We start from the raw sequence: 19,805 nt of genomic DNA, 5'->3' as shown, positions 1-19,805 counted from the left end.
TCAGTCCCCGTCGTCCGCCATCTCCGAGCGCGCGACCGCCGCGCCCGCGTACTCCAGCACCTCCGCGGCGCCGTCCTCGGAGTAGCCCCGGTCGACCAAGGCGTCGACCCACGCGCTCCGGTCCTCGTCGTCGAGGTCGGTCGCGGACACCAGCGCCGAGAAGTTGATGTTGTGCTTCTTGTCCTCCCACAGCTTCCGTTCGAGGGCGCGGCGGAGCCGATCGTTCTCCTGCGGGTCGAACCCGCGGCCCTCGCGGGCGCGCCGGGACACCCAGTTCGACACCTCCTGCCGGAAGTCGTCCTTCCGGTCGGAGGGGACGTCGAGCTGCTCTTCGACGGCGCGCAGGAACGTCTCGTCCGGCTCCGTCTCCCGGCCAGTCAGCTCGTCGTCGACGGTGTCGTCGTCGATGTACGCCATCACGTGGTCCATGTACTTCTCGCCCTGCCGGCGGAGCTCGTCAACGTCGTACGCCAGCGCGTGGCGCACGTCCTCGATGGCGCGCTCGCGGTACTCCTCGCGGACTAGGTCGAGCAGGCGCTCGTAGCGGTCGAGGTCCTCGGCCGCGATCGACCCGTGGCCGCCGAGGTTCGCCTCGAAGTGGTCGAAGACGGACAGCGGCGAGAGGTGGCTGCGGTCGCGGTGGGTGGCGTCCATGATCGCCTCGGCGATCTCGTCGCCGACGAACCGCGCGGAGATGCCGTCCATCCCCTCGCCGATGTCGGCGGACTCGGCGGCGTCCTCGCGGAGCTTCCGCCGGTCGATCTCCTCGTCCTCTAGCTCGCCGTTGTACGCCTTCGCCTTCTCGACAAGCGTCACCGTCTCGTCGGTCGGCTCCTCCAAGCGGGTGAGCACGCCGAAGAGCCCGGCCATCTCCAAGGCGTGCGGCTCGACGTGGACGTTGGGCACGTCGGCGTTGGCGAGCATCTTCTCGTATATCTTCGCCTCGCTCTCGTACTCTAACACGTACGGGTAGTCGATCCGCTTGGTCCGGTCGTTGAACGCCTCCATCTTCTCGTCGCCGGTCTTCTCGCGGTACTCCGGCATGTTCGTCCGACCGACGATCACCTGGTCGATGTCGATCCGCGGGTTGTTCTTCGGCTTGATCGTCGACTCCTGGGAGGCGTGGAGGAAGTCGTAGAGGAACTCCCGCTGGAGCTTCAACAGCTCCTCGCCGGAGAAGAGCCCGCGGTTCGCGTTACAGAACGCGCCGGCGTAGTCGAACGCGCGCGGGTCGGACTCGCCGTAGACGGCGAGCTTCGCGTAGTTGACGTCGCCGGTGAGCTCGGTCTCGTCCTGGTTCTTCTTGTCCTTCGGCTCGAACGTCTCGATGGACTGCCGGCGGTTCTCGTCGGCGACGAGCCGGACGACCTCGACGTGCTCGTCGAGGACGCGCTGGAGGTCGTCGTCGTAGTGCGCGAGCAGCTCGTTCAGGTAGAACTCCGAGGCCGGGTCGGGGTGCTGGTCGTTCCGCAGCGTGTAGGGCGCGTCGAGCCGCTCGTTGAGGTCGTCGATCACCGCCTGGCGCTGCGGCTTCGGGAGGAGGACGAGCGGGTCCTGGCTCATCGGCGAGCGGACCACGTCGTCGTCCGGGTCCTGGTCGTCGATCACCGAACAGAGGTCGACCCAGCGGAAGGTGTACATCCGGCCGGCGTCCTCGCGGGTGTACGCCTCGAAGTAGCGGCGCACCAGCCAGTCGAAGTGCGACTTGCCGGAGCCGACCGGGCCCAAGAGGAGCTTGATCCGCTTCTCGGGGCCGAGCCCGCGGGCCCCCGACTTCACCTTGTTGACGAACTCGTGGATCGCCTCGTGGACCTCCCGGCCGTAGAAGACGTTCTCGCCGTCGTGGAGCGGGTCCTCGGCGGCGAGCGCGTACTCGACGACGCCGTGTTCCTCGTCGTAGTGCGTCCCGTAGTGGTCGAACATGTCCGCGACGCGCTGGTGTGCGTTCCGTGCGATCTCGGGGTCGTCGTACAGCGCGTCGAGGTACCAGTCGAACGAGCGCGCCGCTCTGAGGTCGTCGGGGACCTCCGTCCGGTACTCCTCGCTGAGCCGTTCGAGCGTGTGTCGGTCTGCCATCGTATCACGTTCGCTCGGACCGCGAGGCGGTGTCGCCGGCGTGCGACGCGACGGCCGGAGCCGTCGCTCTCCGTGCGCGTGTCGGCAACTCGTCGAGCCGCGAGCGGCGCGTCGTCGGAGTGCGCGTCGGTGCCGGTGGACGCCTCGCCCGTATCCGAGGCTATATATGTGGGAGGGATTGGCACGGATAAGTATGTCGCCAGTTGACACCCGCCACGATCCGTTCGGCGCCCTCGCCCTCGTCGGATCCGGACGGTTCGCCGACGGTCCGTCAGTCGGTCTTATCAGCGGCTCGTGAGATCGACGGCGGGGGCGCGTCGCGACCCCCCGCGAAGCCCTCGCGCGCGGTCCGGACGCGGCGGGGCGCGTCGCGGCCGCGGTCGCCGCTCGCGAGCGCCGGCCGAGAACCGGAACCATCGGCCCCGGAGGGCACCCTTTTGCGAGTCGCCGCCGCAGACCCGGTGTGACGTTCAGCATCTGCGTTCGCGAGCGGTACACCGACGAGGGCGGCGACGACCAGATCCGGTACGGCGTGGCGGTGACAACCCGCCTGCCGGGCGTCGGCACGCTGTGCCCCTTCGCGTCGTCCGACGGCGCGGTGGCGACCCAGTCGCTCGTCAACGTCGAACTGGGGCGGAAGGGGGTCGAGTACCTCGGCGACGGGCTCGCCGTCGACGACGCCCTGCAGGCGCTCCTGAACGCCGACGACGGGAGCGCCCAGCGCCAGCTCCACGGCGTCGACGCCGACGGGACGTTCGCGTTCTCCGGCGACGAGTGTAACGACTGGTACGGCCACCGCGAGGGCGAGAACTACACCGTCGCGGGCAACCTCCTGACGGGCGAGGACGTGATCGCGGACACCGCGGCCGCCTACGAGTCGGACGCGCACGGCGACGCGCCGCTCGCCGAGCGGCTGATCGACGCCCTCGCGGCGGGCCACGCCGCCGGCGGCGACAAGCGCGAGGACCTCGAGGTCCAGTCCGCGGCGCTGCTCGTACGGAACACCGAGGAGGAGGCCGACGACCCCTACTACAACGACCTCCGGGTCGACGCGAGCGAGACGCCGGTCGCGGACCTCCGCGAGACGTACGAGACCGCCAAGCGCGGCTACGAGACCATCCTAGAGAAGTACGCCGAGGAGGAAGCGGCGGACGACGAGAGCGACGACGACGACGGGGGCGCGGCCGACGACGCCGCCGACGAGTAGCGCTCGGCCGCTACACCGACAGCCGCGCGAGGATCGGCAGGTGGTCGGAGGGGTACCGGCCGCGGTCGTCCCGGTCCGCGAGCGTCGCGAACGCCTCGACCGACACCTCCGGAGAGACGAGCGCGTGGTCGATCCGACGGCCGTCGATGAGGCGCGCGAAGTCGGTGAGGCTCGTCGCCGGCCCGTGCCGGAGGTCCGCCTCGGCCGCGGCGTCCCGGAGCGAGGGGACGTCGCCGGCCGGCGCCCCGGGCGCCTCGCCGTCGACCTCGGTCTCCTCGCCGAGGAGGATCCCGTGCGGGTCGGAGCCCGGCGTACAGTTGAGGTCGCCGACGAGGACGAGCGGCGCCCTCGCGTCGGCGCCGCGCTCGTCCGCCGTCGCTACCGTCGGCAACCGCTCGCGGAGCAGGCGCGCGGACTCGCGCCGCGCGCGGGCGCTCACGTGGTCGAAGTGCGTGTTGACGACGCGGAGCGCCGCGTCCCCGTCGACGGCGCGCACCCGGGCCCACGTCGCGATCCGCGGGTGCGAGGCGCCCCACCCGGTCGACGGCTCGTCGGGGGTCTCGGAGAGCCAGAACGTCCCGTCGTCGACGACCTCCCAGCGGTCGCTCCGCACAGCGACGGGGCACCCCTCGCCCTCGCCGTCCGCCTCGCGCCCGCGGCCGACGAACTCGTACCCCGGGAGCCGCTCGCGCAGGTCGCGCCGCTGCTCGGGCAGCGGCTCCTGGAAGGCGGCGACGTCGGGCCGGTGAAACCGAACGAGCCGCCCCACCGCGTCCCGGCGGTCGTGCCAGGCGTCGTGGTGGTCGCCCCGGTTGGCGTAGCGGACGTTGTAGCTTAACACCCGGATCGCGGTCATTACGTCGGGCCTCGCGGGCGAGGCGATTAAAAGGCGGGGAGTGCCCCGCCCGGCGGGCGGCCCGACCGGCGCGGGGGATTTATCGCCGCCGAGGCCCGGGAAACGCGTATGAAGCGCAACGTCGGTCGGATCGACGCCCTCGTCCGCGTCGTCGCGGGGGTCGCCGTCGCGGTCCTCGCTGTCGCCGTCGCCGTCGGGGCGATCAGCGTCCCGGTCTTCTCCGCGGTCGGCCTCGGGGTGATCGGCGTCGTCTTGGTCGTCGAGGGCGCCACCCGCCGGTGTCTGCTGTACCGGGCGCTCGGGATCGACCGCTGTCCGGTCGACTGACGCTCCGACCGACCGCGGGGCGGTCAGGTCAGACCGAGAACTCGTAGAGGTCGTCGCCGACGTGGTGGATCGACCGGACCACCTTCCCGCTGTCGCCGACCATGTCGTCGCCGTCGGCCAGCGCGCGGCCCACGGCCAGCACCTTCCCGTGGGTCTCCTCGGCGATCACGACCAGGTCTCCCTCCCGGATCGTCTCGTCGGCCTCGACGATGCCCGGGCGCATCACGTCGGCCCCGTCGGAGACGAACGAGATCGCGCCGGCGTCGACGGTGACGACGCCGGTCTCCGGGTCGAAGTCGTTCGCGCCCCGAACGGTGAGGAACGGCTCGTCGTCGTCGACGTAGAAGACGGCGGGGTCGCCGTCCACCAAGACGAGTTCGTAGCCGGCGTCGACGAACTCCACGAACTCGAAGGTGTCCCCCTCGATGTCGACCCCGAGGTGGTCGGCGACCGCCTCGCGGATCGCCGTGATCTCGTCGCTTCGGAGGTGGTGCCGGGATTTCACTTCCATGCGCGTCCCGTCGACCGCTCGGCCGATAAATGGACCGCTCCCCGCCGTGGCGGTCGGCGATCGCTCCGCGCTGTCGCCCCTGAGGCCGGTCTCGACTCGTTGGACCGATCAAAACGGCCTTAAACCACCTCTCCATATCCCTTCGTATGCTCAACCCACTGGCGATCGTGCTCGTGGCGATCGTGAATCCCCCAGCGATCGTGCTCGCGGCGGTCGCGACGCTGCTCGTGGTCCTCGTCACCTCGGTGAAGGGGACGGGGTGGGAACCCACGACCGACATCTCGGAAGAAGTCCTCGAACACCGCGCGTCCGCGGTCCCCGAGACGGAGTTCCCGGAGCCGGGTAACCGCGCCGTCGGCGGCGGTGGCGGCGGCGGCGCCATCCCGGCCGGCGGCGCCGAGGGCGAGGAGGGCGAGCTCGAAGAGGGCGGCACCGTCAGCTCCGGCCCCGGCGACATCCCCGAAGACGAGGTGGAGTACTTCGAGGTCGAGTTCGTCAAGCAGGGGGAGACGATCGAGCTCTCGAACGACGAGCCCATCCTCGAACAGGGCGAAGACGAGGGCTGGGACCTCCCGTACGCCTGCCGGCAGGGCCAGTGCGTCTCCTGTGCCGGCCGGATCGCCGACGGGCCGAGCGAGGACTTCGTCGAGCACGACAACCAGCAGATGCTCGAAGAGGCCGAGATCGACGACGGCTACACGCTCACCTGCGTCGCCTACCCCCGAGACTCCTTCAGCATCGAGACCGGCGAGGCGCCGTAGCGCCGCGCACTCTCCCTCTCTTCCGTCTTCTCTCACCGCGTCCGCTCGCGACACCCTTTTTCGCGTCTCGCTCCAACCGATCGCATGACCGTCACCACGGCGCTCGTCGGCGGCGGCGGGGCCGTCGCCGTCGCGCTGATCGCCGCGGCCGTCTACCGCGACGCCGCCCGCGTCGGCGTCGACCTCGGCTCGCCGGCGGCCTGGGCCGCGCTCGTCGTCCTCACCGGCGGCGCGAGCATCGTCACGTTCGTCCTCGTGCCCGACGCCCCGCTCCCCGGCGTCCTCGTGTTGACCGCGCTCGGCCCGCTCCTCTACCTGCTCGAACGCGACGACTCGATGAACGGCGACGCCGCCGCCGACCCCACGCAACTCCCCAGCCAGTCCGGGGAGTCGGCGGACTCGGGCGACGACCCGGAGCGATAGCGGGCGACGCGGACGCGCCCCGTCGCGGTCCCTCTCGGCGTCGTTCCGTCTCATCGACGATGACACAGTTCCTTTCGGCGCGTCCGGCCGCTCGTAAACCGCAACTTTCCATACCGTCGGCGATGTACGAGGGGTAATGAGCGACGAGAGCGACGAGAGCCTCGCGGACCGGGTAGAGCAGTGGATGGTCGGACAGATGCCGATCATCCAGATGCACGGCGGCACGAGCGTCGTGCGCGAGGCGAACCCCGAGACCGGCGAGGTCGTCGTCGAACTCGGCGGCACCTGCTCCGGGTGCGGCATCTCGAACATCACCGCCGACAACATCCGCCGCGACCTCATCATGGACTTCGAGGAGGTCGACGACGTCACCGTCCGGACCGCCTCCTCCGGCGACAACGGTGCCTCCACCGTCGAGGGCGGCCGCGGCGGCGAACTCAAACACGAGACCGAGTCCGCGAACCACTTCTGAACGCGACGGGCGCTCCCGTCGCGTCTCTCTTCTCCCCTACAGCGGCGTGAACGGCAGCGAGGCGAGCGTATCGGCGTCGTAGGCGAGCGCGTCGGACTGCGAGACGCCCTCCGGCGTGATCATGTCGATCACGCGGGGCGCGTTGCCCGCCGCGCCCTGCTTGGCGCCGCCGAAGACGAACCCGCCGGCCTCCTCCTGGACGTCGCGGAACGCGCCGAAGTCCTCGGAGCCGACGACCGGAAGGACCTCCCAGTCGGCGATGTCTGCCCCGTTCACCGCGCTCTTGCGCACGGAGACGACGGCGACGTTCGATTCGAAGTCGGCGAACCGCTCGGGCGACCCGAGGCCGTTCCCGTCGGCGTCGACGACACTCCCGCCGAAGCCGCTGGCGGCGACCCGGTACTGCCACGGCGACGCGAACTCGGCCGTGATCGAGAGGTCGTTGAGCTGCGTCGTCCGCCCGCCGTCGGCGTCGGGATCGCGGAGGTAGACGACGAAGTAGTGCGGCGAGAAGAGCCCCCCGAACGTGTCGTAGAGGTTCTCGACCTCGAAGACGAACCGGTACTGGTCGTCGGTCTCTAGGACGCGGAACGAGCGCAGGTCGAACGCGCCCTCCTGGAACGCGCCGTTCGTCGGGTAGGTGTACCCGCCGGGCCCGTCGTCGTCACCCGCTGGGTCGGTGAATTCGGTGACGAGGTCGCCGGGCGCAACCGTCACCGTCTGCGAGGCGAGTTCCTCGCCCGTCTCGGGGTCCCGGACGACGACGTCGTAGGTGTCGATCTTGGTGATCTGGTAGCCGAGCGTCACCGTTTCGTCCGTCGCGTTCGGCGGCAGCCGGACGTTCGCGAGCGTCTCGACCTCGCCGTCGACGACGACCTCTAGGTTCGTTCCGCCGACGAACTCACCGTCGTTCGACCCAGTCGCCGTGATGAACGGCTCCCCGAGGTCGGCCTCGTCGGCGATGGACACTGAGACGGTCTGCTCCGGCCGCTCGTACTCGGGGAGCCGCTTGACTTCGCGGCCCCGCGCCGGGCGCAGTTTCACCGCCGTCCCGCCGCTCGGCGCGAGCGACGCGAGCAGGGTCGCGTCGGGCGTGACGACCGCCTCGTCGATGCGGACTCCGGTCGGGTCGCGGTCGACGCCCGTGCCGACCGCGTCGGAGTAGATCTCCGCGACGTACTTCGGGCCGTTCCGGCCTCTCCCGCGGCCGTTTCCGTTGCCCTTGCCGCCGCCTCGGCCCTTGCCCTTCCCCTTGCCGCGCCCCGGCGCGTCGCCGGAGTTGCCGGGGGCGTCGCCGGAGTTCCCCGGCGCGAGGAAGTCGAGCGGGACGTCGACCGCGCGGCCGTCGCCGTCGGTCATGGCGCCGACGTACCACTCGTCGCCGTGCCGGCGGGCGATCGCGAGGTAGTCGCCGATCGCGGAGCCGACGACGCGCGTCTCGTCCCAGCCGGCGGCCGGGACCGACTCGATGAAGCCGAACTCGGGCTCGGCGTCGAAGTTCTCGTTCTCGGGGACGTACCCCTCGTACTCGGCCGGGACCGGCGACGGCTCGCCGGACTCGGTGACGGCGACGGCGTTGAGGTTGAACCCGCCCACGTCGCCGCTGAAGCCGTCGTCGCCGCTCTCGTAGTCGAGCTCGATCGCGACCTCGTTGTCGCCCGCGTCGAGGTCCACCTCGGTCGTGAACACCTGCCAGTCGTCCCAGTAGTCGGTGAAGTCGGGCTCGATGGTCTCGCGCGCGTCGTTGACGCGGAGCGTCGCGCGCGGCGTGCCGGCGTCGATCACGCGGCCCGCGTTCTCCTCGGCGTCGCTCGCGTACCGCAGGTGGAGGTCGTACGTCCCGGCGCTCGGCACGTCCTCGACCGCGAACGAGACCGACGACCCGCTGGGCGCGCGGTTGGGGTCGACGGCGACGAAGTTGGTGCCGAACGCGTCCCGCCACGAGTCGTCGGTGACGAGCCCGTCGAGGTCGCCGGCCGCGGCCTGGAGCGCCTCGCCGACCCCGAACGTCTCGTCGACGTAGCCCTCGATCCGGTCGGCGGCCATCTGGAGGCCGCTGAGGTACGTCGGGTACATCGCGAGCTGCTTCGCCCGCGTCGTCTGGATCTGGTCGCCGCGGTCGTCGCCGAAGGTGATGTCGAAGATGCCAGGCTGGTAGCTCACCGGGCCGGCGAGGTTCCGCGTGAACGGCAGCGTGACGTGGTGGTCGCGGCCGACGTTCGAGCCGAGCTGGCCGAACCCGTCGTACTCCTGGGCCTTGACGACCTCGCGGTTCGCCACGTTCGGGTAGGTGCGGATCTCGCCGGTCGGCTTGATCCCCTCGTGGATCTCCAGCAGCTGGCGGTTCGCGGCCGCCTCGCGGATCACGAGCCGGTGGTGGTTCACCGCGAGCTGGTTGTGCTGGTTGTGGGTCGGGTCGGCGCCGTCGCCGTCGATTCCGAGCCCGCGGTCGGAGACGTACCCGTTCTTGATCGAGTTGATCCCCTCGGCCTCGTAGCCCGCGAACACGTCCTCGTCGAGGATCGCGGCCTCGTACTGCGGAATGTTCCCCGCCGTCTCGTTGTGGATCGTCATCTCCACGGGGTCGGGGAGGTCCGCGCCGTAGCCGGTCACCTCCGGCACGTCGAAGTCGGGATAGGAGTCGCCGACGCCGAAGCCGAACCCGGTGCCGTCGCCGGGGTAGGTGTCCCAGCCCTGGTTCCACCCCTCGACGAGCACGCTGTCGATGCCGTTCTCGCTGGCGAAGCGCATGTAGCGCTTCATCCGCTCCGTCCGCGCGCCGTGGACGTACGCGGCCGGGTTCCCGCCGTCGTTCGCGACCTCGTCGTCGGTCTTGTACTCCCAGTTCGCCTGCCCCGCGATCATCGTCCACCAGATGCCGACGTACTTGCGGGGCTCGATCCAGTCGGTGTCGGGCGCGCCCCCGGCGGTCGGCAGCGCCTCCTCGTCGAGCGGGTCGGAGAGCAGCGGCACCAGCTGCGACTCGATCAGCTCGCCCGGCCGGTCGACGACCTGGATCGTCCGCCACGGCGTCGCCGCCGGGAGGTCGAGCGAGGCCCGCGACCCGTCGGGCAGCGGGGTGAGCTCGGTCGCGAACGCCGTCCCGCCGTCGTCGCTCCGGGGCGCGAGCGTCGCGGCCGCGTAGTCGTCGAGGTTCGCCTCGTGGACGCTGAGGTAGGCGTCGCCCGCGTCCACCGTGAGCGGGGTGTGCGCGCCCTCTCGCATCGGCGTGCCGTTCGGTCGCCGGTTCTCGACCCCGCCCGGGATCTCAGACAGCGGCGTCTCGGCGTACTCCTGCTCGAACCGGGGGTTCGTCACCGCGTTCGCGATCCACCAGGCGTCGTAGTCGTCCGCGAAGTCGACCCCGGTGTTCTCCGCGTCGATCACCGCCTTCTCGGAGTTGCTCGCGAACTCCTCGCGCAGCACCGTCCGGAACCCGATCCCGTCGTCGAACACGCGGACCTGGAGGGTGGCGGTGCGGCCGTCCTCGGCGGGGGAACCGTCGGCGGCCGCGTCCGCGAGCCCGACGCTGAGGGCGTTGTACTCGGCCGAGACCTCGTCGTAGGCGCCCCACACCGGCTCCCACTCCTCGGTCGAGACCGCGCGGAGCGTCCCGGTGACCGCGACCGGGCCGTCCGACCCCTCGGCGCTGGCGCCGAACGCCGACTGGTTCCGGAAGTCGAACCCGAGCCGCGACGGGCCGACGTAGGTCGTCCCGTTCCGCGCGACCTCGTAGGTCGGGACGCCGTCCGAGACGTCGACCGTCACCGCGATCGACCCGTCCGGCGATTCGATCGTCTGAACCGGGTCGTCGGCGTCGTTGGCCACCGGCGCGGCGTCGTCGGCCGACACGTCCCGCGAGTAGGCGGCCGCCGCCACCAGCGCCCCCACGCTCCCGAGGAAGCCGCGGCGCGTCGTCCCGCTCAACGTTTGCTGTGATCGTTTCTCACGCATTCCGTCAGCACCGTGTATACGATGAATAATAATGCTATTGTAACGAATCGAAGTGATTGGATTTCGAAACGACCGAGTAGACGCCTCCGTCGATCGCCGCGCCGTCCGCGGATCGGTCGCTACAGCGCGTTCTCCAGCGCCGACGCGACGCGCCGCGCCTTCTCGGCCAGCGGCTCCGGCGTGCACCCGGCGGCGACCGACTCGTCGAGCTCGTCGTCGTCGACGCGCTCGACCGTCCCGTCCGGCCGCTTCACCACGTCCACGTGGAGGTCGACGTAGCGGGCCGCGTCGGGGAACACCTCGACGGGCGTACAGACGTTGACGTACGTCCCGCGGACGCTCCCGTCGCGGCCGCGGTACGTCGTCGGGTACCACCAGCGCCCCTCCTTCAGGCTCGTCTCGGCGACGTCGCCGGCCACGCGGTCGACCCCGAGCCCGTCGTAGGTGCCGCCGCCGCTCATCTCCCGCTCGACGGTGACGGTCCCGTCGGGGTCGACCCCCGTGACGGTCGCCTCGCCGAGGGTGATCAGCCGCCCGTCGGGCTTGCCGTGGTCGATCCGGAGCGCGTCGCCCTCCCGGGGCCCGAACGCGTCGCTCACGACCGCGAACGGGAACTCGGCGTCGGGGTCGGGGTCACAGAGCGCCTCCGCGAGGTCGACCCCGGCCGAGGCGTCCGCCGAGCCCGCCTTCACGCGGTGGTGGCCCGGCATCGTCGCGGTCGCGCCCCGGCGAGCGTCGTCCAGCCCGAACCGGCTCTCGCGGCCGAACCAGACCCAGACGCCGGCGTTCGGCGCGGCGACCGGCGCGTCGTGGAGCCGATTCTGACCTTCGAGCACGCCGAGCCCCGACTCGTCCCCGTCCGCCGGCGCGACCGCGTCGCGCAGTTCCTCGGCGTCGTCGACCGCCGCGTCGAGGCCCGCGCTCAGCGCCTCGGTGTCGGCGTCGACCGCGGGGGGTCGCCACACCGCGCGCCACCCGTCCGGCGGGTCGAGGTCGAGCAGGTCGAGCATCCCCGACAGCTCGCGGGCTGCCTCGTCGTCCCGGACGTCGACCCGCGTCCCGGAACCGGGTTCGAGCGCGACGAGGTCGCCGCCGACCCGCAGCTCCCCGGCGAGCTCCGGGCGGCGGTCGGTCCACGGCGCCGCGGACTCGCGCACCTGGACCCGGACCGCGTCCCCCGTCTCCACCCGGGCGTCGACCGCGCCGTACGGGAGGTACCCCTCGGCGGCGGTGGCGGGCGCGCCCACTGCCCCCCCGGCGTCGCCGCTCTCTCCCCCCTCGCCGCCGACCCGGAGGTCGACGACGGCGCCGCCGCCGAGCGTCTCCGTCACCTCGCCGTCGAGGACCGCGCCGGGCGGCGTCGGGTCCGCCCACGCGAGCGCGTCGCGGCCGGCGTCGACCAAGAGGTCGCGGACCGCGTCGAGCGCGTCCGGGTCGCCGTGCGCGCCGACGCCCTGCCGGTCGCCGCTCGTCCCGATCCGAACGTCCGGCGGGTCGGTCCCGAACGCGGCGTCGAACCGCCGGCGGATCGGCGGCGAGGGGTCGACCACCTCGTGGCCGGCGTCGAGCAGGCGCGCGGTGAGCGCCGTCGCGTAGATGCCGCGGACGCGGGCCCGCGCCATCGTCACAGCTCCCCGCGCTCGCGCGCGAACCGCACCCGGTCGTTCACCGTGTCGCCGAGCGAGAGCTCGACGACGACCGGCTCGCCGCCGTCGTCCTCCCGGAGGATCCGCCCGCCCTCGACCGGGACGCCCCAGCCGTCGAGCGAGAGGTAACCGCGGAGGTCGCTCCCGTGGGTGAACAGGTCGACCTCGGCGGTCGGGTGCTCCTGGATCGCGTCCGCGCTGTGGGCCATCTCAATGTCCGAGTAGTAGGGGCCCTCCGCGCCGAAGAACGACCGGAGGCGGTCGGCGTCGCGCGCGACGAGTTCGGCGACGCGGTCCGAGGCGTCCGCGACGGCGTCCGCGTCCAGCCCGGCCTCGCGGAGGGCGCGCTGGACCCGAGGATCGAAGTGCATACTCCGCCTTCGGGCGCCGCCGTTTCAATCCTGTCGGCCGCGTCCGCTCCGTCGACCGCTCCGAGGGACCGCCGCCGCGCGGTCCGGGCCGGCGCCGCGTTCGGCTCTCCGCGAGTCTTCCGCCGACACCGACGATTAAGTCACCGCGGGGGTAATCCGCTCGCATGCCATCCGAGCAGGACCCGATCGCGTCCCGGGCCGACGACGACCGCGACCTCTACGACGTCGCGACGTGGGAGGAGCGGACCTCCCTCGACGGGCTGTCGGTCGCCCTGTACTGGCTGCTGACGCGGTCGGCGAAGGCCGGGGTCGTCTTCGTCGCCTTCGTCGGACTGCTGGCGATCCTCGGCTCGTTCGGGCTCGGGCTCATCTTCGATCCGGCCATCGCCATCCTCCTCGGGCTCTCCGCCGTCCCGGCCCTCGGCCTGGCCGCGTACGTGTACCGGTCCGACGTGACGACCGCCGAGCCGCTGTCGCTGCTCGTCGCGACGTTCCTGCTTTCCATCCTCACCGCCACCTTCGCGGCGATACTGAACAGCGTGCTCCAGCCGTACTTCCGGCCGTTCGGCTTCCCCGGGCTCGTCGTGTTCTTCTTCGTCGTCGTCGGCCCGATAGAGGAGACGGTGAAGCTGCTCGCGGTGCGGCTGTACGCTTACACCGACGAGCGCTTCGACGCCGTCATCGACGGGGCCGTCTACGGCGCCCTCGCGGGCCTCGGCTTCGTCGTCATCGAGAACTTCGTCTACATCGCCCAGAACGTCGACATGGCGGAGCTATCGGTGGGCATCGCGACGCTCGGCGCGGGCGACGGCATCGCCGCGCTCCGGGCGCTCGCGGGCCCGGGTCACGTCGTCTACTCGGCGTTCGCGGGCTACTACCTCGGGCTCGCGAAGTTCAACCCCGAGAACCGCGGCCCGATCATCGTCAAGGGGCTCGTCCTCGCGGCGGCGATCCACGCGCTGTACAACACGCTCGTCGGCCCGGTCACCGGCGTCGCCTCGGGGCTGCTCGGCCTCCCGCAGGTCGTCGCGCTGTTCGGCTTCGTCCTCGTCTTCCAGGGCACGTTCGGGTACGTCCTCCTCCGGAAGATCTGGCGGTACCGCGACGCGTACCTCGACACGCGCGACGCGGTGGGCGAGGACGTGGCGCCGGAGCTCGACGAGTTCGAGCAGTAGCCCCCCGGTCCGAACCGCTCGCCGCCGTCAGGGCGGCGTCTCGACGCGCGAGCGGTCGCCGGTGCCGTCCGTCAGCGCGCTCGCGAGCGCCCCCTTCACCACGACGTCGTCGCCGAGGTCGGTGAGCCGGACCTCCGGGACGTTGATGAACACCATCTCCGGGAGCTTCTCGCGGATGGGGTCGAGGACGCGGTCGGGGTTGTTGAGCGCGACCGCGCCGCCGACGCTCACGACGAGCGGGGCGTACGCGTGGATGACGTTGGCGATCCCCATGGCGTTCCAGTGGGCGACCTGGTCGATCACGTGGTCGGCGAAGGTGTCCTCGCCCGCGGCCTCGAACACGTCGACCGCGGAGAAGTCCGGGTCCTCGATCGGGAGGCTCGTCTCGATCGGGTCCTCCTCGTACAGCTCCCGGGCGTAGTTCGGGATGTTGTTCCCCGAGCAGTACCCCTCCCAGTGGCCGTCGAGCCCGCAGCCGCAGGTCATGAACCCGTGCGGGTCGACGGTCATGTGGCCGACCTCGCCGGCGTTGCCGTCCCACCCGGAGAGCACGTTGCCGTCGACGGCCACCCCGGCGCCGATCCCCGAGGAGATGGTGAGATACACCATGTCGTCGGGGTTGCGCTCGGAGTGGAACCGCTCGCCGATGACGCCCGCGATGGTGTCGTTGTGGAGGTACACCTCGTCGGTGTCGAGCAGCCGGCCCACGGGGCCGACGAGCGGGATGCGCTCGACGGTGTCCGGGAGGTTCGCGGGGCCCTGGACGACCCCCTCCGCCAGGTCGAGCGGGCCGATCGAGCCGATCCCGGCCGCGACCGCCTCGTTCGGCGCGATTCCCGCCTCGGCACAGGCCCCCCGGACCACCTCCAAGACGGCCTCGGTGACGGCGATGCCGTTCGGCCCTCGCGGGGTGCCTCGCGACGCGGCGCCGAGGACGGCCGCGGTCTCGTCGCCGACGACCGCTCGGACGTTCGTCGCCCCGAGATCGACGCCCACGTAGTACATCGGGTGTAAGCGCGACCCCGTCTCACTTAAGAGGGACGCTTCGGGCGGTCGACCGGGGGTACCGACGACCGACCCTGCGACGCCGCGTTACGAGGCGGTCTCGCGGACGAACGTCACCGGACACGGCGCCGAGAGCATGACCTCCTGGGCCGCGCTGCCGAAGACGGCCTTCCCGGTCGGCGAGCGTCGGCGCCCGCCGACGACGACGCGGTCGGCCTCGACCCCCTCTGCGGTCTCGACGACCTCGGTCGCGAGGTCGCCGACCGCGCCGCGGATCGAGTGTCGCACGCCGGCCGCCGAGAGGAGGTTCGAGAGCTCCCGGGTGGTCCTGTGTCGCCCCGCGACCGCGTCGGGCGTCGCGTTCTCCGCGTCCGCGTCGAAGCCGAGCCTCGCGCGCGTCTCGTCGAACTCCTCCTCGTCGAACACGTGGGTCAACACGACCTCGGCGTCCGCCGGCCCCGCGAGCGCGATGAGCTCGTTCGCGAGCCGCTCGGTCCGTTTCTCGTCTGCGCTTCCGACCGCCAGCACGACCGTCTCGATGCTCATACAGGCCTTTCGTCCCCGACCGAGTTAAGATTGGCGGAGTTTTAACTCAAATCTGAATAAACATTCAATCGATCGATCCTGACACTCTCCCCGCGCGCGCCGTCGGGACTACCGGCCGATCGAACGCGAAGCCGTCGGCTCTCGGAGCGGGGCGTCGACGAGAAACGGCGGCGGGGTCCGGTCAGTAGTCGGGGGCGTCGTCCTCGACTTCGCGCTTCAGCGAGTCGCGGCGGGACTTCGCGTCGCGGCCGGTCGCCTCCAGGAGGAACTCGTTTTTCGCGTCGACGGCGTCGGCGGCGGCGTCGGCGTTGCCCTCGGCGATGACGTCCTCGGCGGGCCGCTCCTCGAAGTGGACCGCCAGCTTGTCCTTCTTGCTCCCGTACTCGGCGGCGCCCGCGACGATCCGGTCGAAGACGGGGTTGTCGGGGTCCGAGACGACGTACAGCTCGTGGCCCTCCCACTCCTCGGTGCCCGTGACCTCGCCGAAGTACTCCTCGATCGAGCCCTTCAGGTCCGGCATGCGGTCGTCCAGATGCTCGCCGCGTCGCATCTTGTACTCCTTCATGCCGCGACCGTTCGACAGGCCGGCGTAAACCAGTTTCGTCACGGCCGCTCGGCCGGTTCGACCGGCAACGCGGCGCCTTTTAACGCTCGGCTACCGCGGCCGCTCGTCGACGTACCCGCGCTTACACTCCGGGCAGATGTCGCCCGCGCGCATCGAACTCCCGTCGGCGGCCCGGACCATCCCGCACTCGGGACAGTAGTACTCCGTCGGCTCGTCGTCCCCCATCGTCTCCAGGTCCGGGCTCTCGCCGCGCGTGATGCCCGTCTCTCCCGCGTCGCCGGCGTCGAACGAGACGGCCTCGCCGTCGTCCGGGGCCTCGACGTACTCCGTCTGCTCCCCGTCTTCGGGCTGGTCCGCGGCCTCCGGGGTGAGCCCGCCGCCGAACTCCACCTCGGCGTCGCCGCCCTCGCCGACCTCCGCGCTGAACCCCTCGTCCTCGCCGCCGTGGTCGGGCCAGGCGGTCGACCCGCCCGCCTCGGCGTCCGCCTCGTCGACGGACGGCCACGCGCCCCGCTCCCTGTCGTCGGCGTCCGCCGCCTCCTCGTCGAGGATCACGCCGTCGTCGCTCTCGGCGTCCGCCTCGTCGGTCGGCCGGCCGTCCGGTTCGGCGTCGGCCGCGGGCGAGGACGCGGCCGCCGACTCCCCGCCGGCGTCCAACAGCTCCGCGTCCTCGTCCGCCGGATCCGACTCCGCCGCGGCGCCCGACGCGCCCGCGGCGCTCGGGTCGGCCGGGCCGTCCTCGCCCCGCGGCGGGGCCTCGGCCCCCTCGTCGCCCGCCGCGCCGTCGTCGATGATCACCGCGTCGTCGCTCCCGGCGCCGGGCTCCTCGTCGAGCGTCAGCCCCTCGGCGCCGGCCGCGGCGTCGTCCCCGTCGACGGTCCCCGGCGCCGCCCCGTCGTCGGCGTCCGGCGCGGGGCCGCTCGCCGCCGTCGCGGTCGCGCCCGCGTCGCTCCCGGCGTCCGCGTTCGCGGCGGCCTCGTCCGCCAGTTGCTCCATCGTCGTCACCTCGGTGTTTTCGCTGACGATCTGCGTCTCGCCGCAGCGAGCGCAGGTCTTCACCTCCTTGACGGTCGTGACGACCTCGTCGCCCTCCTCCTCGCGCTCGCGCCGGAGTTCGGGTTCGCCGAAGTCGTGTCCGAGCAGACACCTGAGTCCCATTGTGCCACCCTGCGGTGCCGAGGGTAAAAAACGCCCCGTCGGCGTCCGACGCTCGGCACACGACCGGTATCGCGGGACTACGCGGCCCCGGTCCCTGAGTCCGGCGTCGCGGCCCGCGGACACAGACTCTTTGTGGATCGCTCGCGTACCCTCCGTCGACATGCCTACTGTATCCTACAAGGGCGAGGAAATCGAATGCGAGGAGGGCGCCAACCTCCGCGACGTACTCAAAGAGGCCGGTCTCTCCGTCTACAACGGCAAGATGGAACAGCTCAACTGCCGCGGCGCCGGGTCGTGCGGCTCCTGCGCGGTCCAAGTCGAGGGGGAGGTCAGCGAGCCGAGCAAGAAGGAGCGCGCCCGCCTCTGGCTCCCGCCGCACCACCCGAACCACGACGTCCGCCTCGCCTGTCAGACGAAAGTCGAGGGCGACGTGACCGTGACGAAGGGCCGCGGGCTCTTCGGACAGCACATCTGAGCGCGGACGCGCCGCTCTCACGGACTCTATTCGAGGCTCGACACCGCGCGACGAGCGGCGCGCTGGTCGAAGCTAAAATACGGCCGCGGCGGACGTGAGCCCGCGACGCGGACGAAAACGTTTGGTACCGTGTGTCAGAGTCGCGTTCGGCGTCAGCCGGACCGACCCACCCTTCGGATCGGCTTACTGCCGAACGACGTTGGTCGCGCGGGGGCCCTTCTCGGAGGACTCGATGTCGAACTCGAGCTCCTGGCCCTCTTCGAGGTCCGGGCCGCCGACGTCTTCCATGTGGAAGAACACGTCGTCGTCCGCGTCGTCAGTCTCAATAAATCCGTAGCCGCCAGTGTCGTTGAAGAAATCAACCTTTCCGGTCGCCATTGCGAATATAGAGAGGCCCTGCCACGGGATAAGAATTGCGAGTGTACAGTTACCACGACGCTCGATGAACGTTCGTTTTCGAAAAGTCCCACTTTCCGGGACGTATCTTGACCGCACGACGGATTCTCGCTCCGACGCCGGTCGATCCGTCGAGTTCTCCGACGGCCCCTCCGACGCGGACGTTTATGCGTCCGGCCGCGAAAGCGGCGCGTGTGTCTCACGCGCACCGAGCGGACGGCCCCGGCCTCCTCCTCCGCGAGAACGGCCCCGCCCTGCTGGTCCCGGCGGCGTGGGGGGTCGCCGCGGGGGCGGTCGTCGGCCTCGTCTCCGCGCACGCGCTGTTCGTCGCGCACGTCGTCATGAGCGTCCTGCTCGTCGCCTTCGTCGCCGCCTCGTGGCGCGACATGGCGGCGGGGGTCCTCCGCGCGTGGAAGCTCGTGATCCTCGCCGGCACGCCGGTCACGGTCGCGGGCGTCGCCGGGTTCCTCGCGCGCGACGGCGCCGCGCCGGCGCTCGCGGCCGCGGTCCCGGCCGACGCGCTCCTCGCCGTCGCCTTCTACGGCTGGATGCTGCTACCGGCGCCCGCGTTCGGCTACACGGCCCTGCGCGACCCGGACGGCCGGCGGTCGGCGGTCCACGGCGTCGCCGCCGCCTGTTCGGTCGCGGGCGCCGCCGTCGCCGCGCTCGCGGGCACTCCGGCGGGCGTCGTCGCGGGCATCGCGCTCGTCGGCCTCGGGCAGACCGCGGGGATCCTCGCGGCGACGGCGCTGTACTGACTCCCCGCCCTCCCAGCCCGCTCCCGTCTCCCTGCCCCGACGGCCGCGCCTCTCCCCCCGCTCAGCCGTCGGTCCCGTCGAGCGCCCGACGGAGCGCCGCGCGGTGGAACTCGACGGCCGCGTCGCGGTCGACCGGCGGGTACCGCGGGTTCGTCACCGCGCCCCCGCCGTCGACGACCGCGCTCGCGACGGCGGCCGCGCGGTGCGCGCGCTCGACCGCCGGCAGCGGGGCGACCGACTCGTACCCCTCGCGGAAGGCCCGGCGGAGCGGTCCGGTCTCGCCCGCGGGCACGTACCAGTCGACGACGAGGTGTTCCGCCTTGGCGACCGACACGCCCCGCGGGGCCGCGAGCGGCGCCTCCCAGTCGAGGACGGCCGTCACCGCGCCGTCCGCGACGAGGGCGTTCCCGGGGCGGAAGTCCCACGGGAAGAGGCGCGGGGCGCCGTCGGCCCCGATCGGCCCCCGGAGCGCGTCGCGGATCCGCTCCCGGAGGTCGTCGAAGTCCGCCGGCAGCCGCGCCGCGTGCCGCTCGCCGAACCGCCGCACCCACTCCGCGGCGTCGGCGGGGTCGCCGACGGACAACGACGGGTCGCGCCCGGGGGTCGACTCCGTTCCTGTCGCTTCGTCGGCCGGGGACTCGTCGGCCGTCAGCGCCCCGCATCCGCGGAACCGGAACGCCTCGTGGAGCGTCGCGAGGAACCGACCGAAGGCGCGCGCGACCCCGCGCCGGTCGGCCGGATCGAGGTCGACGAACGCCTCGTGGAGGTCGCGCCCCTCGATCAGCGGCGTGACCAGCCACCCGGTGCCGTCGACGACGCCGTCGCCGAGCGGCCGGGGGACGGGCACGTCGGTCCGCGCGTCGATCGCCGCCAGCAGCGCCGCCTCGGTCCTGGTTGCCCCCGGCGCCGCCGAGCACTGGACGACGACCGGCGGCTCGGTCGCGAACCGCACCACCTCCGTCCGCTTGCGGTTCCCTCGCTCCAGCGGCTCGACGCTCACGGGCGTCGCTCCCGGTCGCGTCGCCGCGAGGGCCCGCTCCCGGACGGTGTCGCTCACCCGTCTCCCTCCGTCCGGGTCGCCGCCTCGTCTCCCGACCCGTCGTCCGCCGTCAGCAGCGCGGCC

General features: G+C 71.9%; 20 protein-coding genes. 8 read left to right on the top strand and 12 right to left on the bottom strand.

The window, feature by feature from the left end; genetic code table 11:
- The gene (locus tag EXE44_RS15325; protein WP_121563415.1) at window positions 1-2,076 is read right to left on the bottom strand and encodes a PrkA family serine protein kinase; all 2,076 of its coding nucleotides are present in this window, start codon (window positions 2,074-2,076) and stop codon (window positions 1-3) included.
- A 463-nt stretch (window positions 2,077-2,539) separates the two neighbouring features.
- Here EXE44_RS15325 and EXE44_RS15320 point away from each other — a divergent pair, with 463 nt between their 5' ends.
- On the top strand, window positions 2,540-3,283 hold the full coding sequence (locus tag EXE44_RS15320; protein ID WP_137717866.1) for a DUF1028 domain-containing protein: 744 nt from the start codon (window positions 2,540-2,542) through the stop codon (window positions 3,281-3,283).
- Between the two features lie 10 nt (window positions 3,284-3,293).
- Here the strand turns inward: EXE44_RS15320 and EXE44_RS15315 are convergent, their stop codons facing one another.
- Window positions 3,294-4,139, bottom strand: coding sequence for an endonuclease/exonuclease/phosphatase family protein (locus EXE44_RS15315; protein WP_137717865.1), 846 nt, complete (start codon window positions 4,137-4,139; stop codon window positions 3,294-3,296).
- A gap of 108 nt (window positions 4,140-4,247) precedes the next feature.
- Between EXE44_RS15315 and EXE44_RS15310 the strand changes: the two genes are divergently transcribed.
- Entirely contained in the window at window positions 4,248-4,466 is a 219-nt protein-coding gene (locus EXE44_RS15310; RefSeq protein ID WP_137717864.1) for a YgaP-like transmembrane domain, read from the top strand.
- A 28-nt stretch (window positions 4,467-4,494) separates the two neighbouring features.
- Here the strand turns inward: EXE44_RS15310 and EXE44_RS15305 are convergent, their stop codons facing one another.
- The gene (locus EXE44_RS15305) at window positions 4,495-4,977 is read right to left on the bottom strand and encodes an RNA-binding protein (RefSeq protein WP_053770232.1); all 483 of its coding nucleotides are present in this window, start codon (window positions 4,975-4,977) and stop codon (window positions 4,495-4,497) included.
- 146 nt (window positions 4,978-5,123) lie between these two features.
- On the opposite strand from EXE44_RS15305, the gene EXE44_RS15300 reads away from it, so the two are divergent.
- The 3 genes from EXE44_RS15300 to EXE44_RS15290 all read left to right on the top strand — a co-directional run bounded on the left by EXE44_RS15300 (window position 5,124) and on the right by EXE44_RS15290 (window position 6,633).
- On the top strand, window positions 5,124-5,738 hold the full coding sequence (locus tag EXE44_RS15300) for a 2Fe-2S iron-sulfur cluster-binding protein (RefSeq protein WP_137717863.1): 615 nt from the start codon (window positions 5,124-5,126) through the stop codon (window positions 5,736-5,738).
- 84 nt (window positions 5,739-5,822) lie between these two features.
- On the top strand, window positions 5,823-6,161 hold the full coding sequence (locus EXE44_RS15295) for a hypothetical protein (protein ID WP_137717862.1): 339 nt from the start codon (window positions 5,823-5,825) through the stop codon (window positions 6,159-6,161).
- 136 nt (window positions 6,162-6,297) lie between these two features.
- Window positions 6,298-6,633, top strand: coding sequence for a NifU family protein (locus EXE44_RS15290; protein ID WP_137717861.1), 336 nt, complete (start codon window positions 6,298-6,300; stop codon window positions 6,631-6,633).
- Window positions 6,634-6,669: 36 nt separating this feature from the next.
- Here the strand turns inward: EXE44_RS15290 and EXE44_RS15285 are convergent, their stop codons facing one another.
- The 3 genes from EXE44_RS15285 to EXE44_RS15275 form a co-directional block, all read right to left on the bottom strand.
- Window positions 6,670-10,524, bottom strand: a complete 3,855-nt coding sequence (locus tag EXE44_RS15285) for a glycoside hydrolase family 97 catalytic domain-containing protein (protein ID WP_137717873.1) — start codon at window positions 10,522-10,524, stop codon at window positions 6,670-6,672.
- A 182-nt stretch (window positions 10,525-10,706) separates the two neighbouring features.
- Window positions 10,707-12,209, bottom strand: coding sequence for a DUF402 domain-containing protein (locus EXE44_RS15280; RefSeq protein WP_137717860.1), 1,503 nt, complete (start codon window positions 12,207-12,209; stop codon window positions 10,707-10,709).
- A gap of 2 nt (window positions 12,210-12,211) precedes the next feature.
- Window positions 12,212-12,604: a hypothetical protein gene (locus tag EXE44_RS15275; RefSeq protein ID WP_137717859.1), complete on the bottom strand. Its 393-nt coding sequence runs from the start codon at window positions 12,602-12,604 to the stop codon at window positions 12,212-12,214.
- A gap of 164 nt (window positions 12,605-12,768) precedes the next feature.
- Here EXE44_RS15275 and EXE44_RS15270 point away from each other — a divergent pair, with 164 nt between their 5' ends.
- Window positions 12,769-13,779: a PrsW family intramembrane metalloprotease gene (locus EXE44_RS15270; RefSeq protein ID WP_137717858.1), complete on the top strand. Its 1,011-nt coding sequence runs from the start codon at window positions 12,769-12,771 to the stop codon at window positions 13,777-13,779.
- A 27-nt stretch (window positions 13,780-13,806) separates the two neighbouring features.
- On the opposite strand, the gene EXE44_RS15265 is transcribed toward EXE44_RS15270, so the two are convergent.
- The 4 genes from EXE44_RS15265 to EXE44_RS15250 all read right to left on the bottom strand — a co-directional run bounded on the left by EXE44_RS15265 (window position 13,807) and on the right by EXE44_RS15250 (window position 17,053).
- A complete protein-coding gene (locus EXE44_RS15265; RefSeq protein WP_137717857.1) occupies window positions 13,807-14,784 on the bottom strand; it encodes an ROK family protein in 978 nt (325 codons plus the stop codon).
- A gap of 87 nt (window positions 14,785-14,871) precedes the next feature.
- On the bottom strand, window positions 14,872-15,330 hold the full coding sequence (locus tag EXE44_RS15260; RefSeq protein ID WP_121563427.1) for a universal stress protein: 459 nt from the start codon (window positions 15,328-15,330) through the stop codon (window positions 14,872-14,874).
- Between the two features lie 181 nt (window positions 15,331-15,511).
- Entirely contained in the window at window positions 15,512-15,895 is a 384-nt protein-coding gene (locus tag EXE44_RS15255; RefSeq protein WP_053770223.1) for a DUF5611 family protein, read from the bottom strand.
- Window positions 15,896-15,985: 90 nt separating this feature from the next.
- A complete protein-coding gene (locus EXE44_RS15250; RefSeq protein WP_137717856.1) occupies window positions 15,986-17,053 on the bottom strand; it encodes a hypothetical protein in 1,068 nt (355 codons plus the stop codon).
- Window positions 17,054-17,213: 160 nt separating this feature from the next.
- Here EXE44_RS15250 and EXE44_RS15245 point away from each other — a divergent pair, with 160 nt between their 5' ends.
- On the top strand, window positions 17,214-17,528 hold the full coding sequence (locus tag EXE44_RS15245) for a 2Fe-2S iron-sulfur cluster-binding protein (protein ID WP_053770221.1): 315 nt from the start codon (window positions 17,214-17,216) through the stop codon (window positions 17,526-17,528).
- Window positions 17,529-17,711: 183 nt separating this feature from the next.
- On the opposite strand, the gene EXE44_RS15240 is transcribed toward EXE44_RS15245, so the two are convergent.
- A complete protein-coding gene (locus tag EXE44_RS15240) occupies window positions 17,712-17,906 on the bottom strand; it encodes a cold-shock protein (protein ID WP_004599158.1) in 195 nt (64 codons plus the stop codon).
- Between the two features lie 185 nt (window positions 17,907-18,091).
- Here EXE44_RS15240 and EXE44_RS15235 point away from each other — a divergent pair, with 185 nt between their 5' ends.
- Window positions 18,092-18,682: a hypothetical protein gene (locus EXE44_RS15235; RefSeq protein WP_137717855.1), complete on the top strand. Its 591-nt coding sequence runs from the start codon at window positions 18,092-18,094 to the stop codon at window positions 18,680-18,682.
- 61 nt (window positions 18,683-18,743) lie between these two features.
- Here the strand turns inward: EXE44_RS15235 and EXE44_RS15230 are convergent, their stop codons facing one another.
- Entirely contained in the window at window positions 18,744-19,739 is a 996-nt protein-coding gene (locus tag EXE44_RS15230; RefSeq protein ID WP_137717854.1) for a phosphotransferase family protein, read from the bottom strand.
- Between the last annotated feature and the right edge of the window lie 66 nt (window positions 19,740-19,805).

Source organism: Halorubrum sp. SS7, assembly GCF_005435055.1.
Classification (GTDB): domain Archaea; phylum Halobacteriota; class Halobacteria; order Halobacteriales; family Haloferacaceae; genus Halorubrum; species Halorubrum salinarum.
Note: the sequence above shows the minus strand (reverse complement) of the source record. Positions and strands in the feature narration are given on the sequence as shown.

Coding starts and splice junctions, on each gene's coding strand:
- EXE44_RS15325 (WP_121563415.1), bottom strand. CDS start 2,076: ATGGCAGACCGACACACGCTCGAACGGCTCAGCGAGGAGTACCGGACG.
- EXE44_RS15315 (WP_137717865.1), bottom strand. CDS start 4,139: ATGACCGCGATCCGGGTGTTAAGCTACAACGTCCGCTACGCCAACCGG.
- EXE44_RS15310 (WP_137717864.1), top strand. CDS start 4,248: ATGAAGCGCAACGTCGGTCGGATCGACGCCCTCGTCCGCGTCGTCGCG.
- EXE44_RS15305 (WP_053770232.1), bottom strand. CDS start 4,977: ATGGAAGTGAAATCCCGGCACCACCTCCGAAGCGACGAGATCACGGCG.
- EXE44_RS15300 (WP_137717863.1), top strand. CDS start 5,124: ATGCTCAACCCACTGGCGATCGTGCTCGTGGCGATCGTGAATCCCCCA.
- EXE44_RS15295 (WP_137717862.1), top strand. CDS start 5,823: ATGACCGTCACCACGGCGCTCGTCGGCGGCGGCGGGGCCGTCGCCGTC.
- EXE44_RS15290 (WP_137717861.1), top strand. CDS start 6,298: ATGAGCGACGAGAGCGACGAGAGCCTCGCGGACCGGGTAGAGCAGTGG.
- EXE44_RS15280 (WP_137717860.1), bottom strand. CDS start 12,209: ATGGCGCGGGCCCGCGTCCGCGGCATCTACGCGACGGCGCTCACCGCG.
- EXE44_RS15275 (WP_137717859.1), bottom strand. CDS start 12,604: ATGCACTTCGATCCTCGGGTCCAGCGCGCCCTCCGCGAGGCCGGGCTG.
- EXE44_RS15270 (WP_137717858.1), top strand. CDS start 12,769: ATGCCATCCGAGCAGGACCCGATCGCGTCCCGGGCCGACGACGACCGC.
- EXE44_RS15265 (WP_137717857.1), bottom strand. CDS start 14,784: ATGTACTACGTGGGCGTCGATCTCGGGGCGACGAACGTCCGAGCGGTC.
- EXE44_RS15260 (WP_121563427.1), bottom strand. CDS start 15,330: ATGAGCATCGAGACGGTCGTGCTGGCGGTCGGAAGCGCAGACGAGAAA.
- EXE44_RS15255 (WP_053770223.1), bottom strand. CDS start 15,895: ATGAAGGAGTACAAGATGCGACGCGGCGAGCATCTGGACGACCGCATG.
- EXE44_RS15250 (WP_137717856.1), bottom strand. CDS start 17,053: ATGGGACTCAGGTGTCTGCTCGGACACGACTTCGGCGAACCCGAACTC.
- EXE44_RS15245 (WP_053770221.1), top strand. CDS start 17,214: ATGCCTACTGTATCCTACAAGGGCGAGGAAATCGAATGCGAGGAGGGC.
- EXE44_RS15240 (WP_004599158.1), bottom strand. CDS start 17,906: ATGGCGACCGGAAAGGTTGATTTCTTCAACGACACTGGCGGCTACGGA.
- EXE44_RS15235 (WP_137717855.1), top strand. CDS start 18,092: ATGCGTCCGGCCGCGAAAGCGGCGCGTGTGTCTCACGCGCACCGAGCG.